Origin of the sequence: Streptococcus sp. D2 (genome assembly GCF_006385825.1) — a bacterium.
GTDB classification, from domain to species: Bacteria; Bacillota; Bacilli; order Lactobacillales; family Streptococcaceae; genus Streptococcus; species Streptococcus shenyangsis.
The window spans coordinates 78,178-104,266 of sequence record NZ_VFSI01000008.1; the positions used below are offsets into that span (position 1 = coordinate 78,178).

The following is a 26,089-nucleotide window of genomic DNA, read 5'->3' on the forward strand; positions in this document are numbered from 1 at the left end:
GATAATGGACCAGGAAATCAGCAGGTAAATAAAAAGAGAAACAGATTATTTCAGCATTTGTAAGATTTATGCTATGCTTAAGGTAGAAAATGAAAGGGGTAACAAATGTATTTAGGAGATTTGATGGAAAAGGCTGAATCTGGCCAATTTTCAATCTTTTCCTTTCTATTACAAGAGTCTCAGACGACCGTCAAGGCTGTAATGGAGGAAACAGGATTTTCAAAAGCAACCCTAACCAAATATGTCACCCTGCTCAATGATAAGGCTTCGGACAGTGGTTTAGAGCTAAACATATCCTTAGAAGATGAAAATCTGCGTCTGTCTATCGGTGCAGCTACCAAGGGGAGAGATATCCGGAGCTTGTTTTTGGAAAATGCTGTTAAATATCAGATTTTGGTCTATCTTCTCTACCACCAACAGTTTTTAGCCCATCAGCTGGCTCAAGAATTGATGATTAGCGAGGCTACGCTTGGTCGTCACTTGGCTAGTTTAAATCAGATTTTGTCAGAATTTGACTTATCCATCCAAAATGGACGTTGGCGAGGTCCAGAGCATCAGATTCGCTATTTCTATTTCTGTCTTTTACGCAAGATCTGGTCGAGTCAGGAATGGGAAGACCATATGCAGAGACCAGAGAGAAAGCAGGAAATTGCTACACTAGAAGAAATCTGCGGTGCAAGTTTGTCTTCGGGGCAGAAATTAGATTTGATTCTCTGGGCTCACATCAGTCAACAACGTCTTCGGGTCAATGCCTGTCAGTTTCAAGTCATAGAAGAGAAAATGAGAGGGTATTTTGACAATATTTTCTACCTTCGTTTGCTCAGAAAGACCTCGTCTTTTTTCGCTGGACAACACCTTCCACTGGGAACTGAGGATGGTGAGATGATGATATTCTTCTCTTTCCTCTTGTCTCATCGCATTCTTCCTCTTCATACTATGGAGTATATTCTTGGTTTTGGAGGGCAATTAGTAGGTTTGCTGACGCAATTGATTCAAGAAATGAAGAAGGAGGAATTGCTGGGTGATTATACAGAGGACCATGTCACCTATGAACTTAGTCAGCTTTGTGCTCAAGTCTATCTATACAAGGGCTATATTTTACAGGACCGCTACAAGTACCAGTTAGAGAATCGTCATCCTTATTTGTTGATGGAACATGATTTTAAAGAGACAGCAGAAGAGATTTTTCATACCTTGCCCACTTTTCAGCAGGGGACGGATTTGGATAAGAAAATTTTCTGGGAATGGCTCCAGTTGATCGAATATATGGCTGAAAATGGTGGCCAGCATATGCGGATTGGTCTGGATTTGACATCTGGTTTTCTTGTCTTTTCAAGGATGGCAGCTATTTTAAAACGGTATTTGGAATACAATCGTTTTATCACCATTGAAGCCTATGACCGAACTCGGCATTATGATTTGCTGGTTACAAATAACCCGATTCATAAGAAGGAACAGATACCAGTCTATTATTTAAAAAACGACTTGGATATGGAAGATTTGGCAGGGATTCGTCAGTTATTATTCACTTAAAAGACTTGGTGCTTCCAGGTCTTTTTTGTGAAATTTACACAATCTCCTCACATTTTTTTAAAAATTAAAAAAAGTTGATAAACAAGAAAGCGCTTTATTTTGTATACTAGTTAGTGTAAAGAGGAGACATCCTCAAGATCTTTATGAGGAGGACATCACATGTCACAAGAAAAATACATCATGGCTATTGACCAGGGAACAACAAGTTCTCGTGCCATCATTTTCAACAAAAAAGGGGAAAAGGTTAGCTCTAGTCAAAAAGAGTTCACTCAAATTTTCCCTCACGCAGGTTGGGTAGAACACAATGCTAATGAAATTTGGAACTCTGTTCAGTCAGTTATTGCGGGTGCTTTCATCGAAAGTGGTGTCAAGCCAAATCAAATCGAGGCAATCGGGATTACCAACCAGCGTGAAACAACGGTTGTCTGGGATAAGAAAACAGGGCTTCCTATCTACAATGCTATCGTTTGGCAATCACGCCAAACTGCTCCTCTGGCTGAACAACTGAAAAACCAAGGTTATGTGGAAAAATTCCATGAAAAGACTGGTTTAATTATCGATGCTTACTTCTCAGCTACCAAGGTTCGTTGGATTTTGGACCATGTAGAGGGTGCTCAAGAGCGAGCTGAAAAGGGTGAATTGCTCTTTGGTACCATTGATACTTGGTTGGTTTGGAAATTGACAGACGGTGCGGCTCACGTGACGGACTACTCAAACGCAGCTCGCACCATGCTTTATAACATTAAAGAACTCAAATGGGATGATGAGATTCTGGAAATTCTCAACATTCCTAAGGCTATGCTTCCGGAAGTTCGTTCTAACTCTGAAATCTATGGTAAGACAGCTCCATTCCATTTCTATGGTGGAGAAGTGCCAATCTCAGGTATGGCAGGGGACCAACAGGCAGCTCTCTTTGGACAGTTGGCCTTTGAACCAGGTATGGTTAAAAATACTTATGGAACAGGTTCTTTCATCATCATGAACACTGGGGAAGAAATGCAGTTGTCTGAAAACAACCTCTTGACAACAATTGGTTACGGAATCAATGGCAAGGTCTACTATGCTTTAGAAGGTTCTATCTTCATCGCAGGAAGTGCGATTCAATGGCTTCGTGATGGTCTTCGCATGGTTGAGAATTCACCAGAATCTGAAAAATACGCTCGTGATTCTCACAACGATGATGAAGTTTATGTCGTTCCAGCCTTTACAGGTCTAGGTGCTCCATACTGGAACCAAAACGCTCGTGGTTCTGTCTTTGGTTTGACTCGTGGAACAAGTAAGGAAGACTTTATCAAGGCAACTCTTCAATCAATTGCTTATCAAGTACGTGACATCATCGACACCATGCAAGTGGATGCGCAGACAGCTATCCAGGTCTTGAAAGTAGATGGTGGTGCAGCTATGAACAACTTCCTCATGCAGTTCCAGGCCGACATTTTGGGAATCGACATCGCACGCGCCAAAAACTTAGAAACAACAGCTCTAGGGGCAGCCTTCCTAGCAGGTTTGTCAGTGGGCTATTGGAAAGACTTGGATGAGTTGAAACTCTTGAATGAGACAGGAGAACTCTTTGAACCATCTATGAACGAATCCCGCAAGGAACAACTCTACAAAGGCTGGAAGAAGGCTGTGAAAGCAACTCAAGTCTTTGCGGAAGTAGACGACTAATACTGGGAGAATAAAGCGACTCAGTTAGAAAGTGTGTAAGTATGGAATTTTCAAAGAAAACACGTGAATTATCAATTAAAAAAATGCAGGAACGTACCCTGGACCTCTTGATTATCGGTGGAGGAATCACAGGGGCTGGTGTAGCTTTACAGGCAGCAGCTAGTGGTCTAGATACTGGTTTGATTGAAATGCGGGACTTCGCAGAAGGAACATCTAGCCGTTCAACAAAATTGGTTCACGGAGGTCTGCGTTACCTCAAACAATTTGACGTAGAAGTGGTATCAGATACAGTTTCTGAACGTGCAGTGGTTCAACAAATCGCTCCACACATTCCAAAACCAGATCCAATGCTCTTGCCAGTTTACGATGAAGATGGAGCTACCTTTAGCCTCTTCCGTCTGAAAGTAGCCATGGATTTGTACGACCTTTTGGCAGGGGTTAACAATACGCCAGCTGCTAACAAGGTCTTGAGCAAGGAAGAAGTCTTGGAACGTCAACCAAACTTGAAGAAAGAAGGCTTGGTAGGAGGTGGGGTTTACCTTGACTTCTGTAACAACGATGCACGTCTCGTGATTGAAAACATCAAACGTGCCAACCAAGACGGTGCCCTCATTGCCAACCACGTTAAAGCAGAAGGCTTCCTCTTTGACGAAAGTGGCAAGATTACAGGTGTCGTAGCTCGTGATTTGTTGACAGACCAAGTCTTTGAAATCAAGGCCCGTCTGGTTATTAACACAACAGGTCCTTGGAGCGACAAGGTACGCAATTTATCTAATAAGGGAACACAATTCTCACAAATGCGTCCAACTAAGGGAGTTCACTTGGTAGTGGATTCAAGTAAGATTAAGGTTTCTCAACCAGTTTACTTTGATACAGGTTTGGGTGATGGTCGTATGGTCTTTGTTCTCCCACGTGAAAACAAGACTTACTTTGGTACAACAGACACAGACTATACAGGTGATTTAGAACATCCAAAAGTAACTCAAGAAGATGTTGATTACTTACTTGGTATTGTAAACAACCGCTTCCCAGAAGCAAATATTACTGTTGCTGACATTGAAAGTAGCTGGGCAGGTCTTCGTCCATTGATTGCAGGCAATAGCGCTTCTGACTACAATGGAGGAAATAACGGAACCATTAGTGATGAAAGCTTTAACAACTTGATTGCGACTGTTGAATCTTATCTTTCTAAAGAAAAAACGCGTGAAGATGTTGAGTCTGCTGTCAGCAAGCTTGAAAGCAGCACATCTGAGAAGCATTTGGATCCATCTGCAGTTTCTCGTGGTTCTAGCTTGGACCGTGATGATAATGGTCTCTTGACTCTTGCTGGTGGTAAAATCACAGACTACCGTAAGATGGCTGAAGGAGCTATGGAGCGCGTGGTTGAAATCCTCAAAGCAGAATTTGATCGCAGCTTTAAACTCATCAACTCTAAGACTTACCCTGTTTCAGGTGGAGAATTGAACCCAGCAAATGTGGATTCAGAAATCGAAGCCTTTGCGCAACTTGGAGTGTCACGTGGATTGGATAGCAAGGAAGCCCACTATCTCGCAAATCTATACGGTTCAAATGCACCGAAAGTCTTTGCCCTTGCTCATAGCTTGGAACAAGCGCCAGGACTCAGCTTGGCAGATACTTTGTCACTTCACTATGCAATGCGCAATGAGTTGGCTCTTAGCCCAGTTGACTTCCTTCTTCGTCGTACCAACCATATGCTCTTTATGCGTGATAGCTTGGATAGCATCGTTGAGCCAGTTTTGAATGAAATGGGACGATTCTATGACTGGTCAGAAGAAGAAAAAGTAGCCTACCGTGCGGATGTCGAATCAGCTCTTGCTAACAACGATTTAGCAGAATTAAAAAATTAAGAAAAAATAAAAGAGGTGGCGGGTAGGACTCCTAGTCTACCCTCTCCTCCTTTTTAATGGAGACAGAAAGATGATGAATGAATTATTTGGAGAATTTCTAGGGACTTTAATCCTGATTCTTCTAGGAAATGGTGTTGTTGCAGGTGTGGTTCTTCCTAAAACCAAGAGCAACAATGCAGGTTGGATTGTGATTACTATGGGTTGGGGGATTGCAGTTGCAGTTGCGGTCTTTGTATCTGGGAAGCTCAGTCCAGCTCATTTAAACCCAGCTGTGACAATTGGTGTGGCTTTAAAAGGTGGTTTGCCTTGGGCTTCCGTTTTCCCTTACATCCTAGCTCAGTTCGCAGGGGCTATGCTGGGTCAGGTTTTGGTTTGGTTGCAATTCAAACCGCATTATGAGGCAGAAGAAAATGCAGGAAATATCTTGGCAACCTTCAGTACTGGACCAGCCATCAAAGATACTGTATCAAACTTGATTAGCGAAATCATTGGAACCTTTGTTTTGGTCTTGACAATCTTTGCTTTGGGTCTTTACGACTTTCAGGCAGGTATCGGAACCTTTGCAGTAGGAACCTTGATTGTTGGTATTGGTCTATCACTAGGTGGGACAACAGGTTATGCCTTGAACCCTGCGCGTGACCTTGGACCTCGTATCATGCACAGCATCTTGCCAATCTCAAACAAGGGAGACGGAGACTGGTCTTATGCTTGGATTCCTGTTGTAGGACCTGTTATCGGAGCAGCCTTGGCTGTGCTTGTATTCTCACTTTTCTAATCTAGAAAACAATTATTTTTGATAGGGCTTGAGATGGAAATCTCAGGCTTTTTTTAAAAATATGCATAGAAAAACCGCATAATCCTTAAAACAAGCTGAAATGTAGTGAAAATGTACGGTAAACAATTGAAAAAACACCCTAGAAAGTGGTACAATGGTAGAAAAATACTATAGTAAGAGTTCATCTTATTTTAACAAAAATTACAGAAATGAATGGTTTTTCTTGATGAAACAAAGAAAAGAATTGTACCTTTTTCTTGGTCGGACAGCCTTGTATTTTCTTATCTTTCTAGGGCTGCTTTACTTCTTTAGCTATCTTGGTCAGGGTCAAGGAGGCTTTATCTATAATGAATTTTAACTTGAAGGAGAACCCCTATTGTGTCAAATAAACCAATAGTAGATATGATTGAAACCATTGAGCATTTTGCTCAGACACAGCCTAGCTATCCTGTTTATAATGTTTTGGGGCAGGAACACACTTATGGAGATTTAAAGACTGATTCGGATAGTTTGGCTGCAGCCATCGATCAACTGGATTTACCAGAGAAGTCTCCTGTAGTCGTTTTTGGAGGCCAAGAATATGAAATGTTGGCAACTTTTGTAGCACTGACTAAGTCAGGACATGCCTACATTCCCATTGACAGCCATTCGGCCTTGGAGCGAGTTTCGGCAATTTTAGAAGTAGCAGAGCCAAGCTTGATTATTGCGATCTCAGACTTCCCATTGGAGCAGGTTTCTACACCAATGATGACTCTAGCTCAGGTTAAGGAAGCCTTTGCTCAAGGAAATAGCTATGAGATCACGCATCCAGTCAAGGGTGATGATAATTACTACATCATCTTTACTTCTGGTACGACTGGTAAGCCTAAGGGAGTGCAGATTTCACATGATAACCTCCTCAGCTTTACCAATTGGATGATTACGGACAAGGAATTTGCGACGCCAAGTCGTCCACAAATGCTGGCTCAGCCACCTTACTCATTTGACCTGTCTGTCATGTACTGGGCGCCGACCTTGGCACTGGGTGGTACGCTTTTTGCCCTTCCTTCAGCCATTACTCAGAACTTTAAGCAACTCTTTGCGACCATCTTTTCATTGCCAATCGCTATCTGGACATCAACCCCTTCTTTTGCAGATATGGCCATGTTGTCAGAAGACTTTAATAGCGAGAAAATGCCTGGTATCACGCATTTCTACTTTGATGGCGAAGAATTGACGGTCAAAACGGCTCAAAAACTGCGCGAACGTTTCCCGCATGCTCGTATTATCAATGCCTACGGCCCAACAGAAGCGACAGTGGCTCTGTCAGCAGTTGCCGTGACAGATGAGATGTTAGCGACTCTCAAACGCCTCCCAATCGGCTATACCAAGGCTGATTCTCCAACATTTATCATTGATGAGGAAGGTAATAAACTACCAAATGGGGAACAGGGAGAAATCATTGTTTCTGGACCAGCTGTGTCAAAAGGCTATATGAACAATCCTGAAAAAACAGCGGAAGCCTTCTTTGAGTTCGAAGGACTGCCAGCCTATCACACAGGCGATGTGGGAACTATGACAGATGAGGGCTTGCTTCTCTACGGCGGACGCATGGACTTCCAGATCAAGTTCAACGGTTACCGCATTGAGTTGGAAGATGTCTCTCAAAACCTTAATAAGTCTCGCTTTATCGAGTCTGCTGTTGCTGTTCCACGTTATAATAAAGACCACAAGGTACAAAATCTACTAGCCTATGTCATCTTAAAAGATGGTGTCCGCGAGCAGTTTGAACGTGATATCGATATTACCAAGGCGATTAAGGAAGACTTGACAGACATCATGATGTCCTACATGATGCCGTCTAAATTCCTTTATCGAGATAGTTTGCCACTGACTCCAAATGGAAAAATTGATATCAAAGGATTGATTAACGAGGTGAATGAGAGATGATGGAGTTCTTTCAACAGCTTCCTCATTTAGAGCCATACGGCAATCCTCAGTATTTTGTCTATGTGATTGCTGCAACCTTACCTATCTTTATTGGCCTCTTTTTTAAGAAACGCTTTGCCTGGTATGAAGTGCTGGTTAGCCTCTTCTTTATCGTCACCATGTTGGTAGGTGGGAAGACTAATCAATTGGCTGCCTTGGGTATCTACCTTTGCTGGGAGATATTGCTCTTGCTTTTCTACAAGCATTATCGAAAAAGTAAGGATGGCAAGTGGGTCTTCTATCTAGTTAGTTTTCTGTCCCTCCTTCCGATTATCTTTGTCAAGGTGCAACCAGCTATCAATGGAACACAGTCTTTGCTTGGGTTCTTGGGAATTTCTTACCTGACTTTTCGTTCGGTTGGGATTATCATCGAGCTGAGAGATGGAGTGATTAAGGATTTTACCCTCTGGGAATTCCTCCGCTTTCTACTCTTCATGCCGACTTTTTCAAGTGGTCCAATTGATCGCTTTAAGCGTTTTAATGAAAATTATCAGACCATTCCTGAGCGGGATGAGTTGATGGATATGCTGGATGAATCTGTTCGCTATATCATGTGGGGCTTTTTGTATAAGTTTATCCTAGCTCATGTTTTAGGAGAGACCTTGTTGCCTCCTCTGAAGAATTTAGCCTTGCAATCAGGTGGTTTCTTTAACCTCTATGCTTTAGCGGTTATGTATACCTTTGGTCTGGAGCTCTTCTTTGACTTTGCAGGTTACTCTATGTTTGCCTTAGCCATCTCAAACTTAATGGGAATCCGTAGTCCCATTAACTTTAACAAGCCCTTTTTATCAAGGGATTTAAAGGAGTTTTGGAATCGTTGGCACATGAGTCTTTCTTTCTGGTTCCGTGACTTTGTGTTTATGCGGATGGTCATGGTATTGACCAGAAAGAAGGTCTTTAAAAATCGTAATGTAACCTCAAGTGTGGCCTACATTGTAAATATGCTGATTATGGGATTTTGGCATGGAGTGACCTGGTACTATATCGCCTATGGCCTCTTTCATGGGATTGGACTGGTTATCAATGACGCTTGGATTCGCAAGAAAAAAACGCTCAATAAGGAGCGGAAAAAAGCAGGGAATGCTACTCTACCTGAGAATCGCTGGATTCAGTTGCTTGGCATGGTTGTCACCTTCCATGTCGTCATGCTATCATTCTTAATCTTTTCTGGATTTTTGAATGATTTATGGTTTAAAAAATAAAAGGAAATAAAATATGGATATCAAATCAGAAGTTATCGAAATTATTGATGAATTGTTTATGGAAGATGTTTCTGACATGATGGATGAAGATCTTTTTGATGCAGGTGTCTTGGATAGCATGGGAACGGTTGAATTGATTGTGGAGATTGAAAACCGTTTTGACATTCGTGTCCCTGTAACAGAGTTTGGTCGTGATGACTGGAATACAGCTAATAAAATCATAGCTGGTATTGTGGAGCTACAAAATGCTTAAACGCTTATGGATGATCTTCGGACCGGTCTTGATAGCTGGTTTGTTGGTTTTTCTGCTCATTTTCTTTTATCCTACTGAGATGCGTCATAATCTAGGAGCTGAAAAGCGTTCAGCGGTGGCTACTACTATCGATAGTTTTAAGGAGCGAAGTCAAAAGGTCAGAGCTCTATCTGATCCAAATATGCGTTTTGTTCCCTTCTTTGGCTCTAGTGAATGGCTTCGTTTTGATGGTGCTCATCCTGCGGTATTAGCTGAGAAATACAATCGCTCCTACCGTCCTTATCTTTTAGGACAGAGGGGAGCTGCATCGCTTAACCAGTATTTTGGAATGCAACAGATGCTGCCACAACTGGAGAATAAACAAGTTGTATATGTTATCTCGCCTCAGTGGTTCAGTAAAAATGGCTATGAACCAGCTGCCTTCCAGCAGTATTTTAATGGAGACCAGTTGACCAGTTTTCTGGAAAATCAATCTGGAGATCAGGCTAGCCAATATGCAGCGACTCGCTTACTGCAGCAGTTTCCAAATGTAGCTATGAAGGACCTGGTTCAGAAGTTGGCAAGTAAAGAAGAATTATCGACAGCAGACAATAAAATGATTGAATTATTGGCTCGTTTTAACCAACACCAAGCTTCCTTTTTTGGCCAGTTTTCGGTCAGAGGCTATGTTAACTACGATAAGCATGTAACCAGATATTTAAAGACATTGCCAGACCAGTTTTCTTATCAAGCGATAGAAGATATTGTTAAAGCAGATGCTGAAAAGAATACTTCCAATAATGATCTGGGAATGGAAAATTATTTCTATAATACGCAGATCAAGAAGGATTTGAAGAAATTAAAGGACTCTCAGAAAAGCTTTACCTATCTTAAGTCGCCAGAGTATAATGACCTGCAGTTGGTTTTAACTCAATTTTCCAAATCTAAAGTAAACCCGATTTTTATTATTCCACCTGTTAATAAAAAATGGATGGACTATGCTGGTCTACGAGAGGATATGTACCAACAAACGGTGCAGAAGATTCGCTACCAGTTAGAAAGTCAAGGTTTTACCAATATAGCAGATTTTTCTAAGGACGGCGGGGAGCCTTTCTTTATGAAGGATACTATCCACCTTGGTTGGTTGGGTTGGTTGGCTTTTGATAAGGCAGTTGATCCTTTCCTATCCAATCCTACACCAGCTCCGACTTATCATCTGAATGAACGCTTTTTCAGCAAAGATTGGGCGACATATGATGGAGATGTCAAAGAATTTCAATAGATAATAATGTAGAAGAGTTCAAGAATGAAGCCTATTTTCACGTTTTTTCTTGACTCTTTTTTTGCTTGTGATATAATTAACTGGTAAATAAAATTCCAAAGAATAGTATTTTTCTCTTAAAAAAGAGAAGTCCAAAAGGAAAGGAGTCAGATATGAGACAGCTAGCGAAGGATATCGATGGCTTTTTGAATGAGGTGATTTTACAGGCGGAAAACCAACATGAAATCCTAATAGGTCATTGTACTAGCGAGGTAGCTCTGACCAATACCCAGGAGCATATCCTCATGCTCTTATCGGAGGAATCTTTAACAAATTCAGATTTGGCTCGTCGTCTCAATGTCAGTCAGGCGGCAGTTACCAAGGCCATTAAGTCTTTGGTCAAGGAAGGGATGTTGGAAACATCTAAAGATCCGAAGGATGCGCGTGTGATTTTTTATCAGTTGACTGATTTGGCTCGTCCAATTGCTGAGGAGCACCACCATCACCATGAGCATACACTTTTAACCTATGAACAAGTGGCGACTCAGTTTACTCCAAATGAACAAAAAGTGATTCAGCGGTTTTTGACTGCTTTAGTAGGAGAAATCAAATAATGAGATATATTACGGTAGAGGATTTATCTTTCCATTATGATAAGGAGCCCGTTCTTGAACATATCAATTATAGTGTTGATAGTGGGGAATTTGTTACCTTGACAGGGGAGAATGGGGCAGCTAAGACGACACTGATCAAGGCTAGTCTTGGTATCCTCCAACCACGCATTGGCAAGGTGACTATTTCAAAGACAAATACACAAGGTAAGAAATTGAGAATAGCCTATCTTCCCCAACAGATTGCCAGTTTTAATGCTGGTTTTCCAAGTACGGTTTACGAATTTGTCAAGTCGGGTCGCTATCCGCGAAAGGGCTGGTTCCGTCGCTTGAATGCTCATGATGAGGAGCATATCAAGGCTAGTCTGGACTCAGTTGGCATGTGGGAACACCGAGACAAACGCTTGGGCTCTCTCTCAGGGGGACAAAAGCAGCGAGCGGTGATTGCGCGTATGTTTGCTTCTGATCCAGATGTGTTTATCCTAGATGAGCCGACAACGGGGATGGATGCAGGAAGTAAAAACGAATTTTACGAACTCATGCACCACAGCGCCCATCATCATGGCAAGGCTGTTTTGATGATTACTCATGACCCTGAAGAAGTTAAGGACTATGCGGACCGCAATATTCATCTAGTCCGTAACCAAGACTCGCCATGGCGTTGTTTCAACGTTCATGAGAATGACCAGGAGGTGGGTCATGCTTAGTTTATTATCTTATGACTTTATGCAACGCGCCTTTCTGGCGGTTATTGCCATGAGTCTTTTCTCGCCAGTATTGGGAACCTTCCTTATCTTGCGTCGTCAGAGTTTGATGAGTGATACCCTCAGCCACGTCTCGCTTTCGGGTGTAGCCTTTGGGTTGGTTCTGGGGATTTCTCCGACTATTTCAACTATTGCTATTGTCTTGATTGCGGCGGTCTTTTTGGAGTATCTCCGTACGGTTTACAAGAGCTTTATGGAAATTGGGACAGCTATCCTCATGTCAACGGGTCTGGCTGTTTCTCTGATTGTCATGAGCAAGGGTAAAAGCTCTAGTTCTATGAGTTTGGACCAGTATCTTTTTGGTTCGATTGTGACTATTAGTGAGGAGCAGGTCATTTCCCTCTTTGTCATTGCGGCGGTTGTTTTGATTTTGACCTTCCTCTTCCTTCGTCCTATGTATATCTTGACTTTTGATGAGGATACGGCCTTTGTGGATGGTCTGCCAGTTCGTACCATGTCTATTCTTTTTAACATGGTGACAGGGGTGGCCATTGCCCTTATGATTCCTGCTGCAGGAGCTCTTTTGGTATCGACTATCATGGTCTTGCCAGCTAGTATTGCCCTGCGTCTGGGGAAAAACTTTAAATCGGTTATGCTGCTTGCCAGTGCTATTGGATTTTTGGGAATGGTAGCAGGACTTTACATTTCCTACTATGCAGAAACACCTGCAAGTGCAAGTATTACCATTATTTTTGTAACTGTCTTTATACTAATCAGTTTAGTAAGACGTTTTATCAAATAGGAGACGAACGTGAAAAAAATTAGCTTATTGCTAGTCAGTCTATGTGCCTTGTTTTTAGTGGCTTGTTCCAATCAAAAGCAGGTGGATGGTAAACTAAATATCGTGACAACCTTTTATCCTGTCTATGAATTTACCAAGCAAGTCGCAGGAGATAAGGCTAATGTGGAACTCCTAATCGGTGCTGGTACAGAACCCCATGAATACGAACCGTCTGCCAAGGCAGTTGCCAAAATCCAAGACGCAGATACCTTCGTTTATGAAAATGAAAACATGGAAACATGGGTACCTAAATTGTTAGATACTTTGGATAAGAAAAAGGTCAAAACCATCAAGGCTACAGGCGATATGTTGCTTTTGCCAGGTGGAGAGGAAGAAGAGGGAGACCATGACCATGGAGAAGAAAGCCATCACCATGAGTACGATCCCCATGTTTGGTTATCACCAGTTCGTGCCATTAAACTTGTAGAACACATCCGTGATAGTTTGTCAGCAGCTTATCCTGATAAAAAAGAGACCTTTGAGAAGAATGCTGCTGTTTATATCGAAAAATTGCAAGCCTTGGATAAGGCTTATGCAGAAGGTTTGTCTCAAGCCAAACAAAAGAGTTTTGTAACGCAACACGCAGCCTTTAACTATCTCGCTTTAGACTATGGACTCAAACAAGTCGCAATCTCAGGCATCTCTCCAGATGCAGAACCATCAGCTGCTCGTCTGGCAGAATTGACAGAGTACGTTAAGAAAAATAAAATTGCCTATATCTACTTTGAGGAAAATGCCTCACAGGCCCTTGCTAACACACTTTCAAAAGAGGCAGGTGTCAAAACAGATGTCCTCAATCCTTTGGAAAGTCTGACAGAAGAGGACACCAAGGCTGGCGAAAACTATATTTCCGTTATGGAGAAAAACCTCAAGGCTCTGAAACAAACAACGGACCAAGAAGGCCCAGCAATTGAGCCTGAAAAAGCAGAGGATACCAAAACAGTCCAAAATGGTTACTTTGAGGATACAGCTGTCAAGGATCGCACCTTGAGTGACTATGCAGGTAACTGGCAATCAGTTTATCCTTTCCTTGAAGATGGCACGTTTGATCAAGTCTTTGACTACAAGGCTAAGTTGACTGGCAAGATGACTCAGGCTGAGTACAAGGCCTACTATACAAAAGGCTATCAGACAGATGTCACTAAGATTAACATTACTGATAATACTATGGAATTTGTTCAAGGTGGACAAATCAAGAAATATACTTATAAGTATGTTGGAAAGAAAATCTTGACTTACAAGAAAGGCAATCGTGGTGTGCGCTTCCTCTTTGAAGCGACAGATGCTGATGCTGGACAGTTCAAGTATGTTCAGTTTAGTGACCACAATATCGCCCCAGTTAAGGCAGAACATTTCCATATCTTCTTTGGAGGCACAAGCCAAGAAGCCCTCTTTGAAGAAATGGATAACTGGCCAACCTACTATCCAGATAACCTATCTGGCCAAGAAATCGCCCAAGAAATGTTGGCGCATTGATGAGAAACCGACTAGTTCATAGGAGCTAGTCGGTTTTTAGATATTAGATGGCTAACTTCATTATAGACCTTTCCAGAACTGTAAAAAATAAATAAAGCTCTTGAAATATCTGGACCTGTATGTTAGAATAAACTCGATAGGCAAGGTTCATTAGAACACCAAAGCCCCTAACTATGCCAGTAGTTAAGGGCTTTTTTGACGTATCTTAGCGATTTAACGGGTGTTGATAGGCTAGTCACTCGGTCTGCTTCTTACCATCTAGCCATTTGCAAACGAAATACAAGATAATTCCTGCGAAGACGTCTGCTATAATAGTAAGAACGAGCTCTATGATAAGGCTCTCACGAACCGTAAGGAACGTAATCGGTAACCGATGACAAAAATAGTATACCACAATAAATTTAGCTCATCAACCTCACTTAATGCTTGAAATACAGGGTCTAGGCGACAAAGTCTTTAAAATCAAAAAACGTATAGTATCAGATGTTATATCAATCATAAAAGTAGATAGGAAAGTTTTCTGATTATCAGAATTCCTTCCTATCCACTTTTTGAAGATTGTAAGTTAACCTAATTTTATGTAGAATCAACTTATTTGTTTTATTTATCAAAACCTTGCAAGGCTTTTTGGCGTTCTTCTACTTGACCTTTAGCATCTAGTTTGTTACCACCGTATACAGCTGATTCCCATGATCCGTACATTGGATTTGGGAAGATGATGAATTTTTCACCGAATTCTTTTTGCAATTCTTCAAGTTGTTTATCACGGTCAGATTCAGAAGTCTTAGAAAAATCTGCAAAGTCTACGAGGTTATCACCAAACAATAAGATAAGATTTGTTTTTTCTTGAACTTTTTGGCGACGACCTTCTTTGGATTTTACACCACTTTCTAAGAACATGAGATGATCACGTCCTTGAACAGGAATTCCTTCACTTTCAAGATTTTTAATAGTAGCATCCACTTGATTAGCTGAGCGGTCAGAAATATAGTAGATTTGGACACCGTTTTGATCAGCAAACTGAAGAAAATCCTTGGCTCCAGGGACGGCTTTTGCTGCAGCTTTTTGAACCCAAACATCCCAATTTTCGGGTGTGAATGCTGTACCGTCTTTGACATTTTGTACTTGATAAGGGCTATTATCTAGGACAGTTTCATCCAAGTCTAAAACGATAGAGTAAGGTTTGTCTGATTCTGTTTTGAGCAATTCCTTTAGGTGATTTGTTGCAACGTTATAACCCTGTATGTATAAAGCTTTAGTTTCAGCTGATTTTTGGTACCAAAGGGTTGACATAGTGTTTTCTCTTGACCGTAGTTGGTCATATGTCATTGTAATTTGATTATCAGATGAGCTATTATTGCTTGTCTGTGTTTCTGTGGACTTTGTTGCACAACTAGCCAATAAGACGACAGAAGCAAGTGCAGAAAGGATTGTAACAGTAGTTTTTGCTGTTTTCATGAAATATCTCCCATTATTAATTTCAATCACTAGTATAGCACGAAGGAAAAGTTAAGGCAAGTTATTCCCTGACTATTGATGTAGATTCTATAGAAGTTAATGTAATGAAAAAAGCGATTACTAACTTGAAATGTAGTTTCACCTCTAATTATTGACATTTCAGGAAAAATTGCAGTAAAAACTGCACAACCTTCTTTAAATGTGCTATAATACAGGAAAAAATAATAATGGAGGTCACGATAATGGCAACATTTTTGATGATTTTTGTGGTGGTTTGTGTGCTCCTATTGGTGATAGTCACACTGAGTACAGTTTATGTGGTTCGTCAGCAGTCGGTGGCGATTATTGAACGCTTTGGGAAATACCAAAAGGTTGCCAATAGCGGTATTCACATTCGCTTGCCTTTTGGGATTGACTCGATTGCAGCGCGGATTCAGTTGCGCTTGTTGCAAAGTGATATTGTGGTTGAGACTAAGACCAAGGACAATGTGTTCGTTATGATGAATGTGGCGACCCAGTACCGTGTCAACGAGCAGAGCGTGACAGATGCTTACTATAAACTCATGCGTCCTGAATCTCAGATTAAATCTTATATCGAAGATGCTCTTCGCTCTTCTGTTCCCAAATTAACCTTGGATGAATTGTTTGAGAAAAAAGATGAGATTGCCCTTGAAGTTCAACATCAGGTAGCAGAAGAAATGACTACTTACGGTTATATTATTGTGAAAACCTTGATTACAAAGGTTGAACCAGATGCAGAAGTCAAGCAATCCATGAATGAAATCAATGCGGCGCAACGTAAGCGGGTCGCAGCGCAAGAATTGGCGGAAGCAGACAAGATTAAAATCGTCACTGCAGCTGAAGCCGAAGCAGAAAAAGATCGCCTTCATGGTGTGGGGATTGCCCAACAACGTAAAGCCATTGTGGATGGACTGGCAGAGTCTATCACAGAACTCAAGGAAGCCAATGTTGGCATGACAGAAGAACAAATCATGTCCATCCTCTTGACCAACCAGTACTTGGATACCTTGAATACCTTTGCTTCTAAAGGAAATCAAACCATTTTTCTACCAAATACGCCAAATGGGGTAGATGATATCCGTACACAAATCTTGTCAGCCCTCCGTGCTGAGAAGAAATAATAGACTAAAGAGCTTGGCAACAGGCTCTTTTTGCATTGCGTTTGTTAAGAAAAGCAAAGAACATTGATATACATTTAACTAAAATTATTGTATGTTGTTTTCCTTAATTTGGAATGATAAGGGAATAACTAGAAAGATTTGTGAATACAAACTATTTCTGATATACAGTAATAATGAATATTCAGAGAGATGGTTTTTGCGCTTGTGTAAGATTTGACCTTGTTTCTTAAAAATTACAGTTTGTATGAACATGAAGTGATTATCAGACTTTTCCACAGATTTATAAGAGTGGGAATAGCTCATTAACCTTAGAGATAATAGACAACTGAGAGTGAAATGGTTCCTAAAAATTGGGTAATTCACAGAAGTTATCAACAACTTGTGGATAATCATGTGTATATATCTGCTTAACTATTTTTTGAATTGATAGTCTATTTCATGTAGAAAATTAAAGGGAGGAAGTACGGCAATATTTGTAAACACTACTGTTTCATACTTTTCAAAAATCTCTTCAAACTAGGTCAGCTTCCTATTTTGCTCTTTGATTTTCATTGAGTATCACTTGTTGACGAGGAGAGAATTTTAATTATTAGCTAGGAGGGAGGATCTTCGGTAGAGAATAGTAGTTAGTTAGAAAAGTCAAGACTTTTCACACGGTAATAAGAAACTTTTGAGGATGTTTAGTTATTAACAACTTTATCCACAGCTGTGGATAAAGTTGTTAATAAGAGGGTGTAGTTCAAAATAGTAATCCTTTAGAAACTAAGATTTGAGCTTAAAATCCGTCATTTCAAGCTGGGGAAACCAAAAAAGATCTGATCATACTAACTCTGTACTTTGCTACTGATAGAACTTTGAATTTTTATCGAAATCTGAATGTGGATAGACAACTGGTTGATCAAGCTCATATTTTAGTTGAAACGAGATAAAATATTTTCACAATTCATTTCCTTTCCGAATAAATAGATAGAACCATCGAATCTAGTAAAATTAGATTTAAAACTGTGGTATAATAAGAGGAGGAAATGGATGACTTTAAGACATCCGGGCATCAGCCCGACCAATGATTTGGTAGCTAAGAAAATTTTCAGCAATCCAGAAATCACTTGTCAATTTATCCGCGATATGCTGGACTTACCAACCAAAAATGTAACTATTTTGGAGGGAAGCAATATTCATGTCTTGCCTTCCCTGCCGTACTCGGCTCAGGATTTTTATACCAGTATAGACGTCTTAGCGGAGTTGGACAATGGGACACAGGTTATTATCGAAATACAAGTCCATCATCAGAATTTTTTCATCAATCGCCTGTGGGCTTACCTTTGCAGTCAGGTCAATCAAAACTTAGAAAAAATTCGCCAACGAGAAGGTGATACCCACCAGAGCTATAAACATATTGCACCAGTATATGCTATCGCTATCGTAGACAGTAATTACTTTTCAGATGACTTGGCTTTTCATAGCTTTAGTATGCGGGAGAACACGACAGGTGAAGTCTTAACCATCACAAATAACGGTCAAGAAAACCATTTGGTCAAGATGGCGTTCTTAGAACTAAAAAAATATAGAGAAACCAGCAAAGACGAGGTTCGTAAGCCGTGGTTGGAGTTTTTCGGGAATAAACCCTTTACTCAAGAACCCGAGCGAGCCATCAGTCAGGCAGATCAACTGCTGGACTACAAAAGCTGGTCCGAGGAGGACAGAAAAATGTTTAGTCAACTACGTATGCGCGAAGAACAAGCGTTATTGGCTCAGGATTATGCCTTGGAGACTGCTAGGGCGGAAGGTCTTGAACAAGGTTTAGAGCGTGGTCTTGAACAGGGACTGGAGCGTGGGAAAGCTGAAGGAAGTTTCGCTATGTTAGCAAATCTAGTCCGTCAACAGCTACTGACATCTGAAGTTGCTAGCCAGCAATTGGGCATGACTGTCGCTGAGTTTGAGGCTTTACTATAAATGAGAATGGGAACATGTTATCGAACTAGATAGCATGTTTTATTTTGGGCTAATAGTCAATGCTTGTTTTTAAACTTACTCTGATTCTAATTATATATATGTAATATCTTCTGCAATTACGTATAAATCGAACAAAAATACAATAGTATAATATAGAGATTAAATATATATTCAAACGTAAAAAAATGCAAATTTAAATTGTCTGAAAATTCCTTGCTTTCCCAAAACGCTTTTTTTTTTTTGCAAAAATTTGAAGTCAAAAAGTTTGCATATATATTGAAAATAGGGTAGAATACGAATGTAGGTTTCTGCATGCATAAGAGAATATTGCTTATTCGTTTTAAGTAATAAATTTTGTTATGTAGAAGCTAAATCAACTAATTCCAAAAGGAGAATAAAATGGAACACAAAAATCCCATGAGTCGTGTTGAACGTTTGCACCGTGAAAAAGTCACGCGTTATTCGATTCGTAAATATAGCTTTGGAGCGGCTAGTGTAGCGGTCGCTGCTCTTTTCATGTTCTTAGGTAATGGAGCTGTATCAGCTAATGAGCTAAGCAAACAAGATACACCATCTGTAGAAGCTTCAGCGCCAGCCTCTGAAAACAAACCAACTTCGGAAGAGGCTACTGCTAAACCAGCAGAAGCAGTAACACCAGCTTTGAATAAAACTCAACTTGAAAGCTACATTTCAGAAATTGAGACAAAACTTTCTAACGGTTCTTACGATAACAAAACGGAAGAAAGTGTTGCAGTATTAAAAGCTGACTTAGAATCTGCAAAAGCTACATTAGCGAATGCAACTACTCAAGCTGAACTAAAAAAAGCTTACAGTAAACTTGTCACTACAGCTAACACTAAATTAAAAAATAAACCTGTAGAGAAAAAAGAAACTCCAGCAGTAGACACTACTAACGGAAAAGAAACTGTAGGTAAAAAAGCAGAAAACACTGAGAAAAAATCAGAATCTAACTCTATCGAAAATACCGGTTCAAAAGACGAACGTAATGGACAAGCATTAGACAAAAACAATGCTTTCCGTGCGGAAACACCTGAAACTCAAGGTAACTTTACTTATTCTATGGAATATTCTAATTCTAATAAAAAAGAAATTTACCTTTATAATGAAGAAGACGCAGACATCGATATCACAGTTAACTCAACGGCTGGAGATATTACTAAAGCAACAGTTAAAAGTGGAAGTGGTCAGTTCTTACTAAAATCTAAGAGAGATGCAGTAAAAGCTGGTACGAAACCTCAACCTGTTGAAGAAGAAAATGAAATAGATGGTTTTGGTTGGACTTATCGTCAGACACTAACTTCAACTAAAGGTCCAGTAACAATTAAAATAACTGGTAAACCAAATGATGAATTTAAAGGACTTTCAGTTTACAAAAAAACTGAAGATCAAAACGCAGTATTAGGAGCAAGATATTTACAACTTGAAAATTCTAATGGTGAAAAGCTGGCTGCAGGTAGCAACTTAAAAGCTCCTGGTGGGTTCAACTTAGTTGTTAAATCTCAAACATATAAATACGATATTCAACCAGTAGCAGAGGAGAATAAAGTTCCTGTTGCTGATATTAACAGCTTAACTGCGCCTGAGATTACTAAAATCAAAGAGAAAATTAAGATTCAATATTCTGATACTGCAACTAGAGAAGATGCTCGACTAGCGTCTCACAAAGGGGAAGTCTTAGCAAATAGATCTTCAGTAGTAAAAAACATCGATGTTGCAAGTGGAACAGTCACAGTTACCTATAATGATGACTCAGTAGACACTACTCCAGTTGCAAATGTAGCACGTGTAAACGCAGCGCCAACAGTAGAAATTCCTTTCTCTGTAGATGGTAAAAAAGACGTTTACGTATATGCTAATGAAGATTTCGATATTCCTATTAAATTTAAGGATGACAATGGGAAAGTAGCATCAGCAACAATAACCCGCGGTGGAAATGTAGAACAACCACCTAAAGATGCATTAAATCCAAATATTTTAAATAATGAGTTTAATACAACAGTTGAAAAAATTTCAACTGAAACAGTAGCAACAGCTGAGACCCCTGCTATTGTAAAAATTAAAGGTAACATTTCAAAAGACAATTCTGGAATTTCTGCAAGTTTATTCCCTAAAACAGCAGAAGGAGAGCTGAAAATTGTAACTCGCTATGCAACGGCTACAGATACTGATGGTGCCTATATCAAAAATACTGCAACAGAGCAGGCATATGCAAGTGATCCAGGATCATTCACTATCAAATTAAAAGCTCAAACAGCAAAATATGATATTAAAGATCCAGAGACAAAAGTTACTGTAGCAAATGCTAATAATATCACAGAAGACGAGTTTAACCAGATTAAAAATAGTATTAAGATTCAATACTCTACTACAAACCCAGATAAAAATCTGACTGATAAACAAGGTAAAGATGTTGAAAACCAAAATGAGCGTATTGAAAGTATTACTAGAGAAGGAAATAATGTTGTAGTAACATATAAAGATGGTTCTAAAGATACAAAAGCATTAGCAGATTTTGTAAACGTAGCTCCAAAAGTAGCACTTCCATACTCGAATGAAGCTAATAAACAAATCTATGTTTATACAGGTGAAAACACTGATTTAACTTTCAAAGGTACAGATGAAAATGAAGTGAAAGATCTATACCTACGTGGACCTGGAGATATTTCAGGGAATAATGCAGCAGGCTATGGATTACCAACAGGTAAAGTTGAAAATGGTGCAGTGACTGGAGAAGGTTCAGTATCTGAAGATAAAAGAACTGCTACTATCAAGATGACTGGTAAAACTAATCTACCAGCTGGGCAACAGTGGACAAGTTTTATTGTTTCTAAAGACAACGATGGTAAACTTTCAAACACTGATTATAGAGCGCTAGATAAAGATCCTAATGCGAGACAAAAACCAGGATACGCTCACTTCCTAGTTAAAAATCAAACATTTAAATACGATATAGCGACTCCAACAGAAAAAGTAGCTGTAACAGACCCAGCTAACGTAACGCAAGATGAGTTAGATAAAATCAAAGAAAAATTACAAATTGAGTATTCTAAGCGTAATGATGATGCTAACTTAGCAGAGAAAAAAGGTAAAGCTGTAGATGCTGAAGATGCTAAGACTAAGATTAAATCAGTAGAAAAAGATGCTAATGGAAATCTTGTAGTAACATACACAGACGGATCTAAAGATACAAGATCATTATCAGAATTCGTAACTCTTGATAAACAACCAGCTATTGAGGCAGTAGAAAAAGCAGCAGAAGCCAAAATTGACGAGATTAATAAAACTCCAAATGCTACTGATGACGAGAAACAAGCAGCAATCGATAAAGTAAATGCTGATAAGAAAAAAGCTCTTGATGAAATAGCGAAACCTGAAGTTACAACAAAAGAAGCATTAGATACAGCTAAAACAGCTGGTACTACTGCAATCGTAGGAGATAATCCAGTAGTAGCGAAGAAAGATGCAGCAAAAGCAGATGTTGAAACAGCTCGTAAAGCTAAAGAAGATGCAATTAAAGCAAATCCAAATCTAACACAAGCAGAAAAAGATGCAGCTATTGCGAAAAATAATACGGCAGCAGAAGAAGCAACTAAAGCTATCGACTCTGCAACAACAAACGATGCAGTAGATAAAGCTAAGGAAGCTGGTACTGGAGAAATTGCGAAAGTAAACCCAGTAGCAAAAGCAGCAGCTAAGAAAGCAGTTGCGGATGAATTAGCTGAGAAAGAAAAAGCAATCGATGCACGAACTGACTTAACTGACGCAGAAAAAACAGCAGCTAAGGACGATGCAAAAGCGAAAGCAAAAGCAGCAACAGACGCTATTAATGCACAGCCAGATAACGCAGAAACACCAGAAGCAGCAACAACAGCACAAACAGCAGTAAATAATGCTAAAGATAAAGGTGTAGCAGATGTTAAAGCTGTAAACCCAGTAGCGAAAGAAGCAGCTAAGAAAGCAGTTGCGGATGAATTAGCTGAGAAAGAAAAAGCAATCGATGCACGAACTGACTTAACTGACGCAGAAAAAACAGCAGCTAAGGACGATGCAAAAGCGAAAGCAAAAGCAGCAACAGATGCAATCGATGCTCAACCAAGCAACGCAGCAACGCCAGAAGAAGCAGCAACAGCACAAACAGCAGTAAATGGTGCAAAAGATAAAGGTGTAGCAGATGTTAAAGCTGTAAACCCAGTAGCGAAAGAAGCAGCTAAGAAAGCAATCGCAGATGAATTAGCTAAGAAAGAAAAAGCAATCGACGGACGTACTGACTTAACTGATGAAGAAAAAGCAGCAGCTAAGGACGACGCAAAAGCGAAAGCAAAAGAAGCAACAGATGCAATCGATGCTCAACCAAGTAACGCAGCAACACCAGAAGAAGCAGCAGAAGCACAAACAGCAGTAAATGGTGCAAAAGATAAAGGTGTAGTAGATGTTAAAGCTGTAGATCCAGCAGCGGCTAAGAAACCAGAAGCTAAGAAAGCAGTTGATGACGCTCTTAAAGCTAAAGTAGCTGCAATTGACGCACGTGAAGACTTAACTCCAGCAGAAAAACAAACAGCTAAAGATAAAGCAGCAGCAGAAGCTAAGAAAGCAACAGATGCAATCGATGCAGCAACAACAGATGCAGCAGTAGATACAGCTAAAGACGCTGGTACTGGAGCAGTTGAAGCAATCAATCCAGAAGCCAAAGCTAAACCAGAAGCTAAGAAAGCTATTGATGACGCTCTTAAAGCTAAGGAAGACGCAATTGACGCTCGTACAGACTTGACAGATGACGAGAAGAAAGCAGCTAAAGAAGCAGCTAAAGAAGCAGCAGATAAAGCTAAAGCAGCAATTGATGCAGCACCAAGCAATGCAGAAGTAGATAAAGCTAAAGAAGCAGGAACTGGTGAAATTGCAAAAGTTAACCCAGTAGCTAAAGAAGCAGCTAAGAAAGCAGTAGCGGATGAATTAGCTAAGAAAGAAGCAGAAATCGCTGGCCGTAACGATCTCACAGATGAAGAGAAAGCTAAAGCCAAAGAAGAAGCTCAAGCAAAAGCTAAGGAAGCAACAGATGCAATCGATGCTCAACCAAGCAACGCAGAAACACCAGAAAAAGCAGCAGAAGCGCAAACAGCAGTAGATGGTGCTAAAGATAAAGGTGTAGCAGATGTTACAGCAGTAAATCCAGCAGCAACTAAGAAACCAGAAGCTAAGAAAGCAATCGATGACGCTCTTAAAGCTAAGGAAGCAGCAATTGACGCTCGTACAGACTTGACAGATGACGAGAAGAAAGCAGCTAAAGATGCAGCTAAAGATGCAGCAGATAAAGCTAAAGAAGCAATTGATGCAGCACCAAGTGATGCGGAAGTAGATAAAGCTAAAGAAGCTGGTACTGGAGCAGTTGAAGCAATCAATCCAGAAGCCAAAGCTAAACCAGAAGCTAAGCAAGCAATCGATGACGCTCTTAAAGCTAAGGAAGCAGCAATTGACGCTCGTACAGACTTGACAGATGACGAGAAGAAAGCAGCTAAAGATGCAGCTAAAGATGCAGCAGATAAGGCTAAAGAAGCAATTGATGCAGCACCAAGCAATGCAGAAGTAGATAAAGCTAAGGAAGCTGGTACTGGAGCAGTTGAAGCAATCAATCCAGAAGCCAAAGCTAAACCAGAAGCTAAGCAAGCAATCGATGACGCTCTTAAAGCTAAGGAAGCAGCAATTGACGCTCGTACAGACTTGACAGATGACGAGAAGAAAGCAGCTAAAGATGCAGCTAAAGATGCAGCAGATAAGGCTAAAGAAGCAATTGATGCAGCACCAAGCAATGCAGAAGTAGATAAAGCTAAAGAAGCTGGTACTGGTGAAATCGCCAAAGTTAACCCAGTAGCTAAAGAAGCAGCTAAGAAAGCAGTTGCGGATGAATTGAAAGCTAAAGAAGCAGAAATTGCTGGCCGTAACGACCTCACAGATGAAGAGAAAGCTAAAGCCAAAGAAGAAGCTCAAGCGAAAGCTAAGGAAGCAACAGATGCAATCGATGCTCAACCAAGCAACGCAGAAACACCAGAGAAAGCAGCAGAAGCTCAAACAGCAGTAGATGGTGCTAAAGATAAAGGTGTAGCAGATGTTAAAGCTGTAGATCCAGAAGCCAAAGCTAAACCAGTAGCTAAGAAAGCCATCGAAGATAAATTAGCAAAACAATTGGAAGACATTGCTAACACTCCAGATGCTACAGATGATGAGAAGAAAGTTGCAGCAGATGCAGCTAAAGCTCTAGCAGAAGGAGCTAAGAAAGAAATCGATAAAGCTGGAACAGATGCAGAAGTTAAGCAACTTCAAGAAGAAGCTGAAGGTGAAATCGAAAAATCTGTACCTGTTGTAGAAGATAAGCCAAATGCACGTAAAGCAATTGAAGATGAAGCAAAAGCTAAGAAAGAAGCAATTGATGCACGTACAGACTTAACTCCTAAAGCTAAAGAAGATCTTAAAGCTCAAGTAGATGCAATCGCAGATCAAGCTAAGAAATCTGTAGATGCAGCTAAAACATCAGAAGCTGTTGATGGAATTGAAGAGTCAGATAAAGCGGCTATTAAAGCTGTAGGTGAAGTGAATATTCCGGCTGATAAAGTTCTTGTAAATAATCCAAGTGCTTTAACAGATGATGAAAAAGCTAAGGTCTTAGAAGCTGTTAAGAAAGTAAATCCAGATGCTAAAGAAATTACTCAAGACGCAGATGGAAATGTTACTGTTACAACTCCAGATGGGCACAAAGAAATCATCACTCCTGAGCAAGTAGTGAAAACTGCAGCTACAGCAAATGATCCAAAAGCAGGCAACGATATCGTTAAACCAGCGGATAAAGTAGTTGTAAATGATCCAGCTAAGTTGACAGATGCTGAGAAGGAGAAAATTAAAGCAGCAGTTGAAGCTGTAAATCCAAACTCAATTGTAGTAGTTGATGACAAAGGAAATGCTAAAGTTTCAACTCCAGATGGTCAAACACAAGTTATTCCTGTAGAAGAATTAGTACGTACTGTTGAAGATACTAAGAAACCAAATGCAGGTAACGACATCGTTAAACCAGCAGATAAGACTGTAGTAGCAAATCCAGAAAAACTTACAGATACTGAGAAGAAAGCAATCGAAGATAAAGTTAAAGCTGTAAACCCAGATGCAACAGTAGTTGTAGATGACAAAGGAAATACGACAGTCACAACCCCAGAAGGTAAGACAGCCGTAATTCCAGCAGCAGACTTGACGAAAGATCCAGAAACTGCAACTAAACCAAATGCAGGCAACGACATCGTTAAACCAGCAGATAAGACAGCAGTTAAAGATCCAGCTAACTTAACTCCAGAAGAGAAGAAAGCGATCGAAGATAAAGTTAAAGCTGTAAACCC

At 40.2% G+C, this 26,089-nt stretch carries 17 protein-coding genes and 1 pseudogene; 17 read left to right on the forward strand and 1 reads right to left on the reverse strand.

The window, feature by feature from the left end:
• Positions 1–105 precede the first annotated feature (105 nt).
• The 13 genes from FJR73_RS06340 (at position 106) to adcA (ending at position 14,139) form a co-directional block, all read left to right on the forward strand.
• Positions 106–1,533: a helix-turn-helix domain-containing protein gene (locus FJR73_RS06340; RefSeq protein WP_140833983.1), complete on the forward strand. Its 1,428-nt coding sequence runs from the start codon at positions 106–108 to the stop codon at positions 1,531–1,533.
• A gap of 159 nt (positions 1,534–1,692) precedes the next feature.
• Positions 1,693–3,201 (forward strand): glycerol kinase GlpK, encoded by a 1,509-nt coding sequence (gene glpK / locus FJR73_RS06345; protein WP_140833985.1) that lies wholly within the window; start codon positions 1,693–1,695, stop codon positions 3,199–3,201.
• A 41-nt stretch (positions 3,202–3,242) separates the two neighbouring features.
• Complete coding sequence (gene glpO, locus FJR73_RS06350; RefSeq protein WP_140833987.1) at positions 3,243–5,069, forward strand: type 1 glycerol-3-phosphate oxidase; 1,827 nt, start codon at positions 3,243–3,245, stop codon at positions 5,067–5,069.
• 70 nt (positions 5,070–5,139) lie between these two features.
• On the forward strand, positions 5,140–5,844 hold the full coding sequence (locus tag FJR73_RS06355; RefSeq protein ID WP_140833988.1) for an MIP/aquaporin family protein: 705 nt from the start codon (positions 5,140–5,142) through the stop codon (positions 5,842–5,844).
• Positions 5,845–6,070: 226 nt separating this feature from the next.
• A complete protein-coding gene (locus tag FJR73_RS06360) occupies positions 6,071–6,202 on the forward strand; it encodes a teichoic acid D-Ala incorporation-associated protein DltX (protein ID WP_000813666.1) in 132 nt (43 codons plus the stop codon).
• 20 nt (positions 6,203–6,222) lie between these two features.
• Positions 6,223–7,773, forward strand: coding sequence for a D-alanine--poly(phosphoribitol) ligase subunit DltA (gene dltA, locus FJR73_RS06365; protein WP_061759627.1), 1,551 nt, complete (start codon positions 6,223–6,225; stop codon positions 7,771–7,773).
• Complete coding sequence (gene dltB / locus FJR73_RS06370) at positions 7,770–9,014, forward strand: D-alanyl-lipoteichoic acid biosynthesis protein DltB (protein ID WP_060805984.1); 1,245 nt, start codon at positions 7,770–7,772, stop codon at positions 9,012–9,014. The genes dltA and dltB overlap by 4 nt, the downstream gene beginning before the upstream one ends.
• 13 nt (positions 9,015–9,027) lie before the next feature.
• On the forward strand, positions 9,028–9,267 hold the full coding sequence (gene dltC / locus FJR73_RS06375) for a D-alanine--poly(phosphoribitol) ligase subunit DltC (RefSeq protein WP_000351967.1): 240 nt from the start codon (positions 9,028–9,030) through the stop codon (positions 9,265–9,267).
• On the forward strand, positions 9,260–10,528 hold the full coding sequence (gene dltD / locus FJR73_RS06380; protein WP_140833990.1) for a D-alanyl-lipoteichoic acid biosynthesis protein DltD: 1,269 nt from the start codon (positions 9,260–9,262) through the stop codon (positions 10,526–10,528). Before dltC ends, dltD begins: the two co-directional genes overlap by 8 nt.
• Positions 10,529–10,680: 152 nt before the next feature.
• Positions 10,681–11,121: a zinc-dependent transcriptional regulator AdcR gene (gene adcR, locus FJR73_RS06385; RefSeq protein ID WP_001249312.1), complete on the forward strand. Its 441-nt coding sequence runs from the start codon at positions 10,681–10,683 to the stop codon at positions 11,119–11,121.
• Complete coding sequence (locus FJR73_RS06390) at positions 11,121–11,825, forward strand: metal ABC transporter ATP-binding protein (RefSeq protein WP_140833991.1); 705 nt, start codon at positions 11,121–11,123, stop codon at positions 11,823–11,825. The genes adcR and FJR73_RS06390 overlap by 1 nt, the downstream gene beginning before the upstream one ends.
• The gene (locus FJR73_RS06395; RefSeq protein WP_049551168.1) at positions 11,818–12,624 is read left to right on the forward strand and encodes a metal ABC transporter permease; all 807 of its coding nucleotides are present in this window, start codon (positions 11,818–11,820) and stop codon (positions 12,622–12,624) included. Before FJR73_RS06390 ends, FJR73_RS06395 begins: the two co-directional genes overlap by 8 nt.
• Positions 12,625–12,633: 9 nt before the next feature.
• The gene (gene adcA, locus FJR73_RS06400) at positions 12,634–14,139 is read left to right on the forward strand and encodes a zinc ABC transporter substrate-binding lipoprotein AdcA (RefSeq protein WP_140833993.1); all 1,506 of its coding nucleotides are present in this window, start codon (positions 12,634–12,636) and stop codon (positions 14,137–14,139) included.
• Positions 14,140–14,739: 600 nt separating this feature from the next.
• Here the strand turns inward: adcA and FJR73_RS06405 are convergent.
• On the reverse strand, positions 14,740–15,597 hold the full coding sequence (locus FJR73_RS06405; RefSeq protein WP_049532988.1) for a 5'-nucleotidase, lipoprotein e(P4) family: 858 nt from the start codon (positions 15,595–15,597) through the stop codon (positions 14,740–14,742).
• Positions 15,598–15,854: 257 nt separating this feature from the next.
• Between FJR73_RS06405 and FJR73_RS06410 the strand changes: the two genes are divergently transcribed.
• The 4 genes and pseudogenes from FJR73_RS06410 to FJR73_RS06425 form a co-directional block, all read left to right on the forward strand.
• The gene (locus tag FJR73_RS06410) at positions 15,855–16,739 is read left to right on the forward strand and encodes an SPFH domain-containing protein (protein WP_004235732.1); all 885 of its coding nucleotides are present in this window, start codon (positions 15,855–15,857) and stop codon (positions 16,737–16,739) included.
• A 788-nt stretch (positions 16,740–17,527) separates the two neighbouring features.
• Positions 17,528–17,668 (forward strand): annotated as a pseudogene (locus FJR73_RS06415) (alpha-L-fucosidase); the annotation flags it as partial.
• 100 nt (positions 17,669–17,768) lie between these two features.
• Positions 17,769–18,692, forward strand: a complete 924-nt coding sequence (locus FJR73_RS06420) for an Rpn family recombination-promoting nuclease/putative transposase (protein ID WP_140833995.1) — start codon at positions 17,769–17,771, stop codon at positions 18,690–18,692.
• Positions 18,693–19,091: 399 nt separating this feature from the next.
• A partial coding sequence (locus FJR73_RS06425) for a DUF1542 domain-containing protein (protein ID WP_140833996.1) occupies positions 19,092–26,089 on the forward strand: 6,998 nt, incomplete at its 3' end.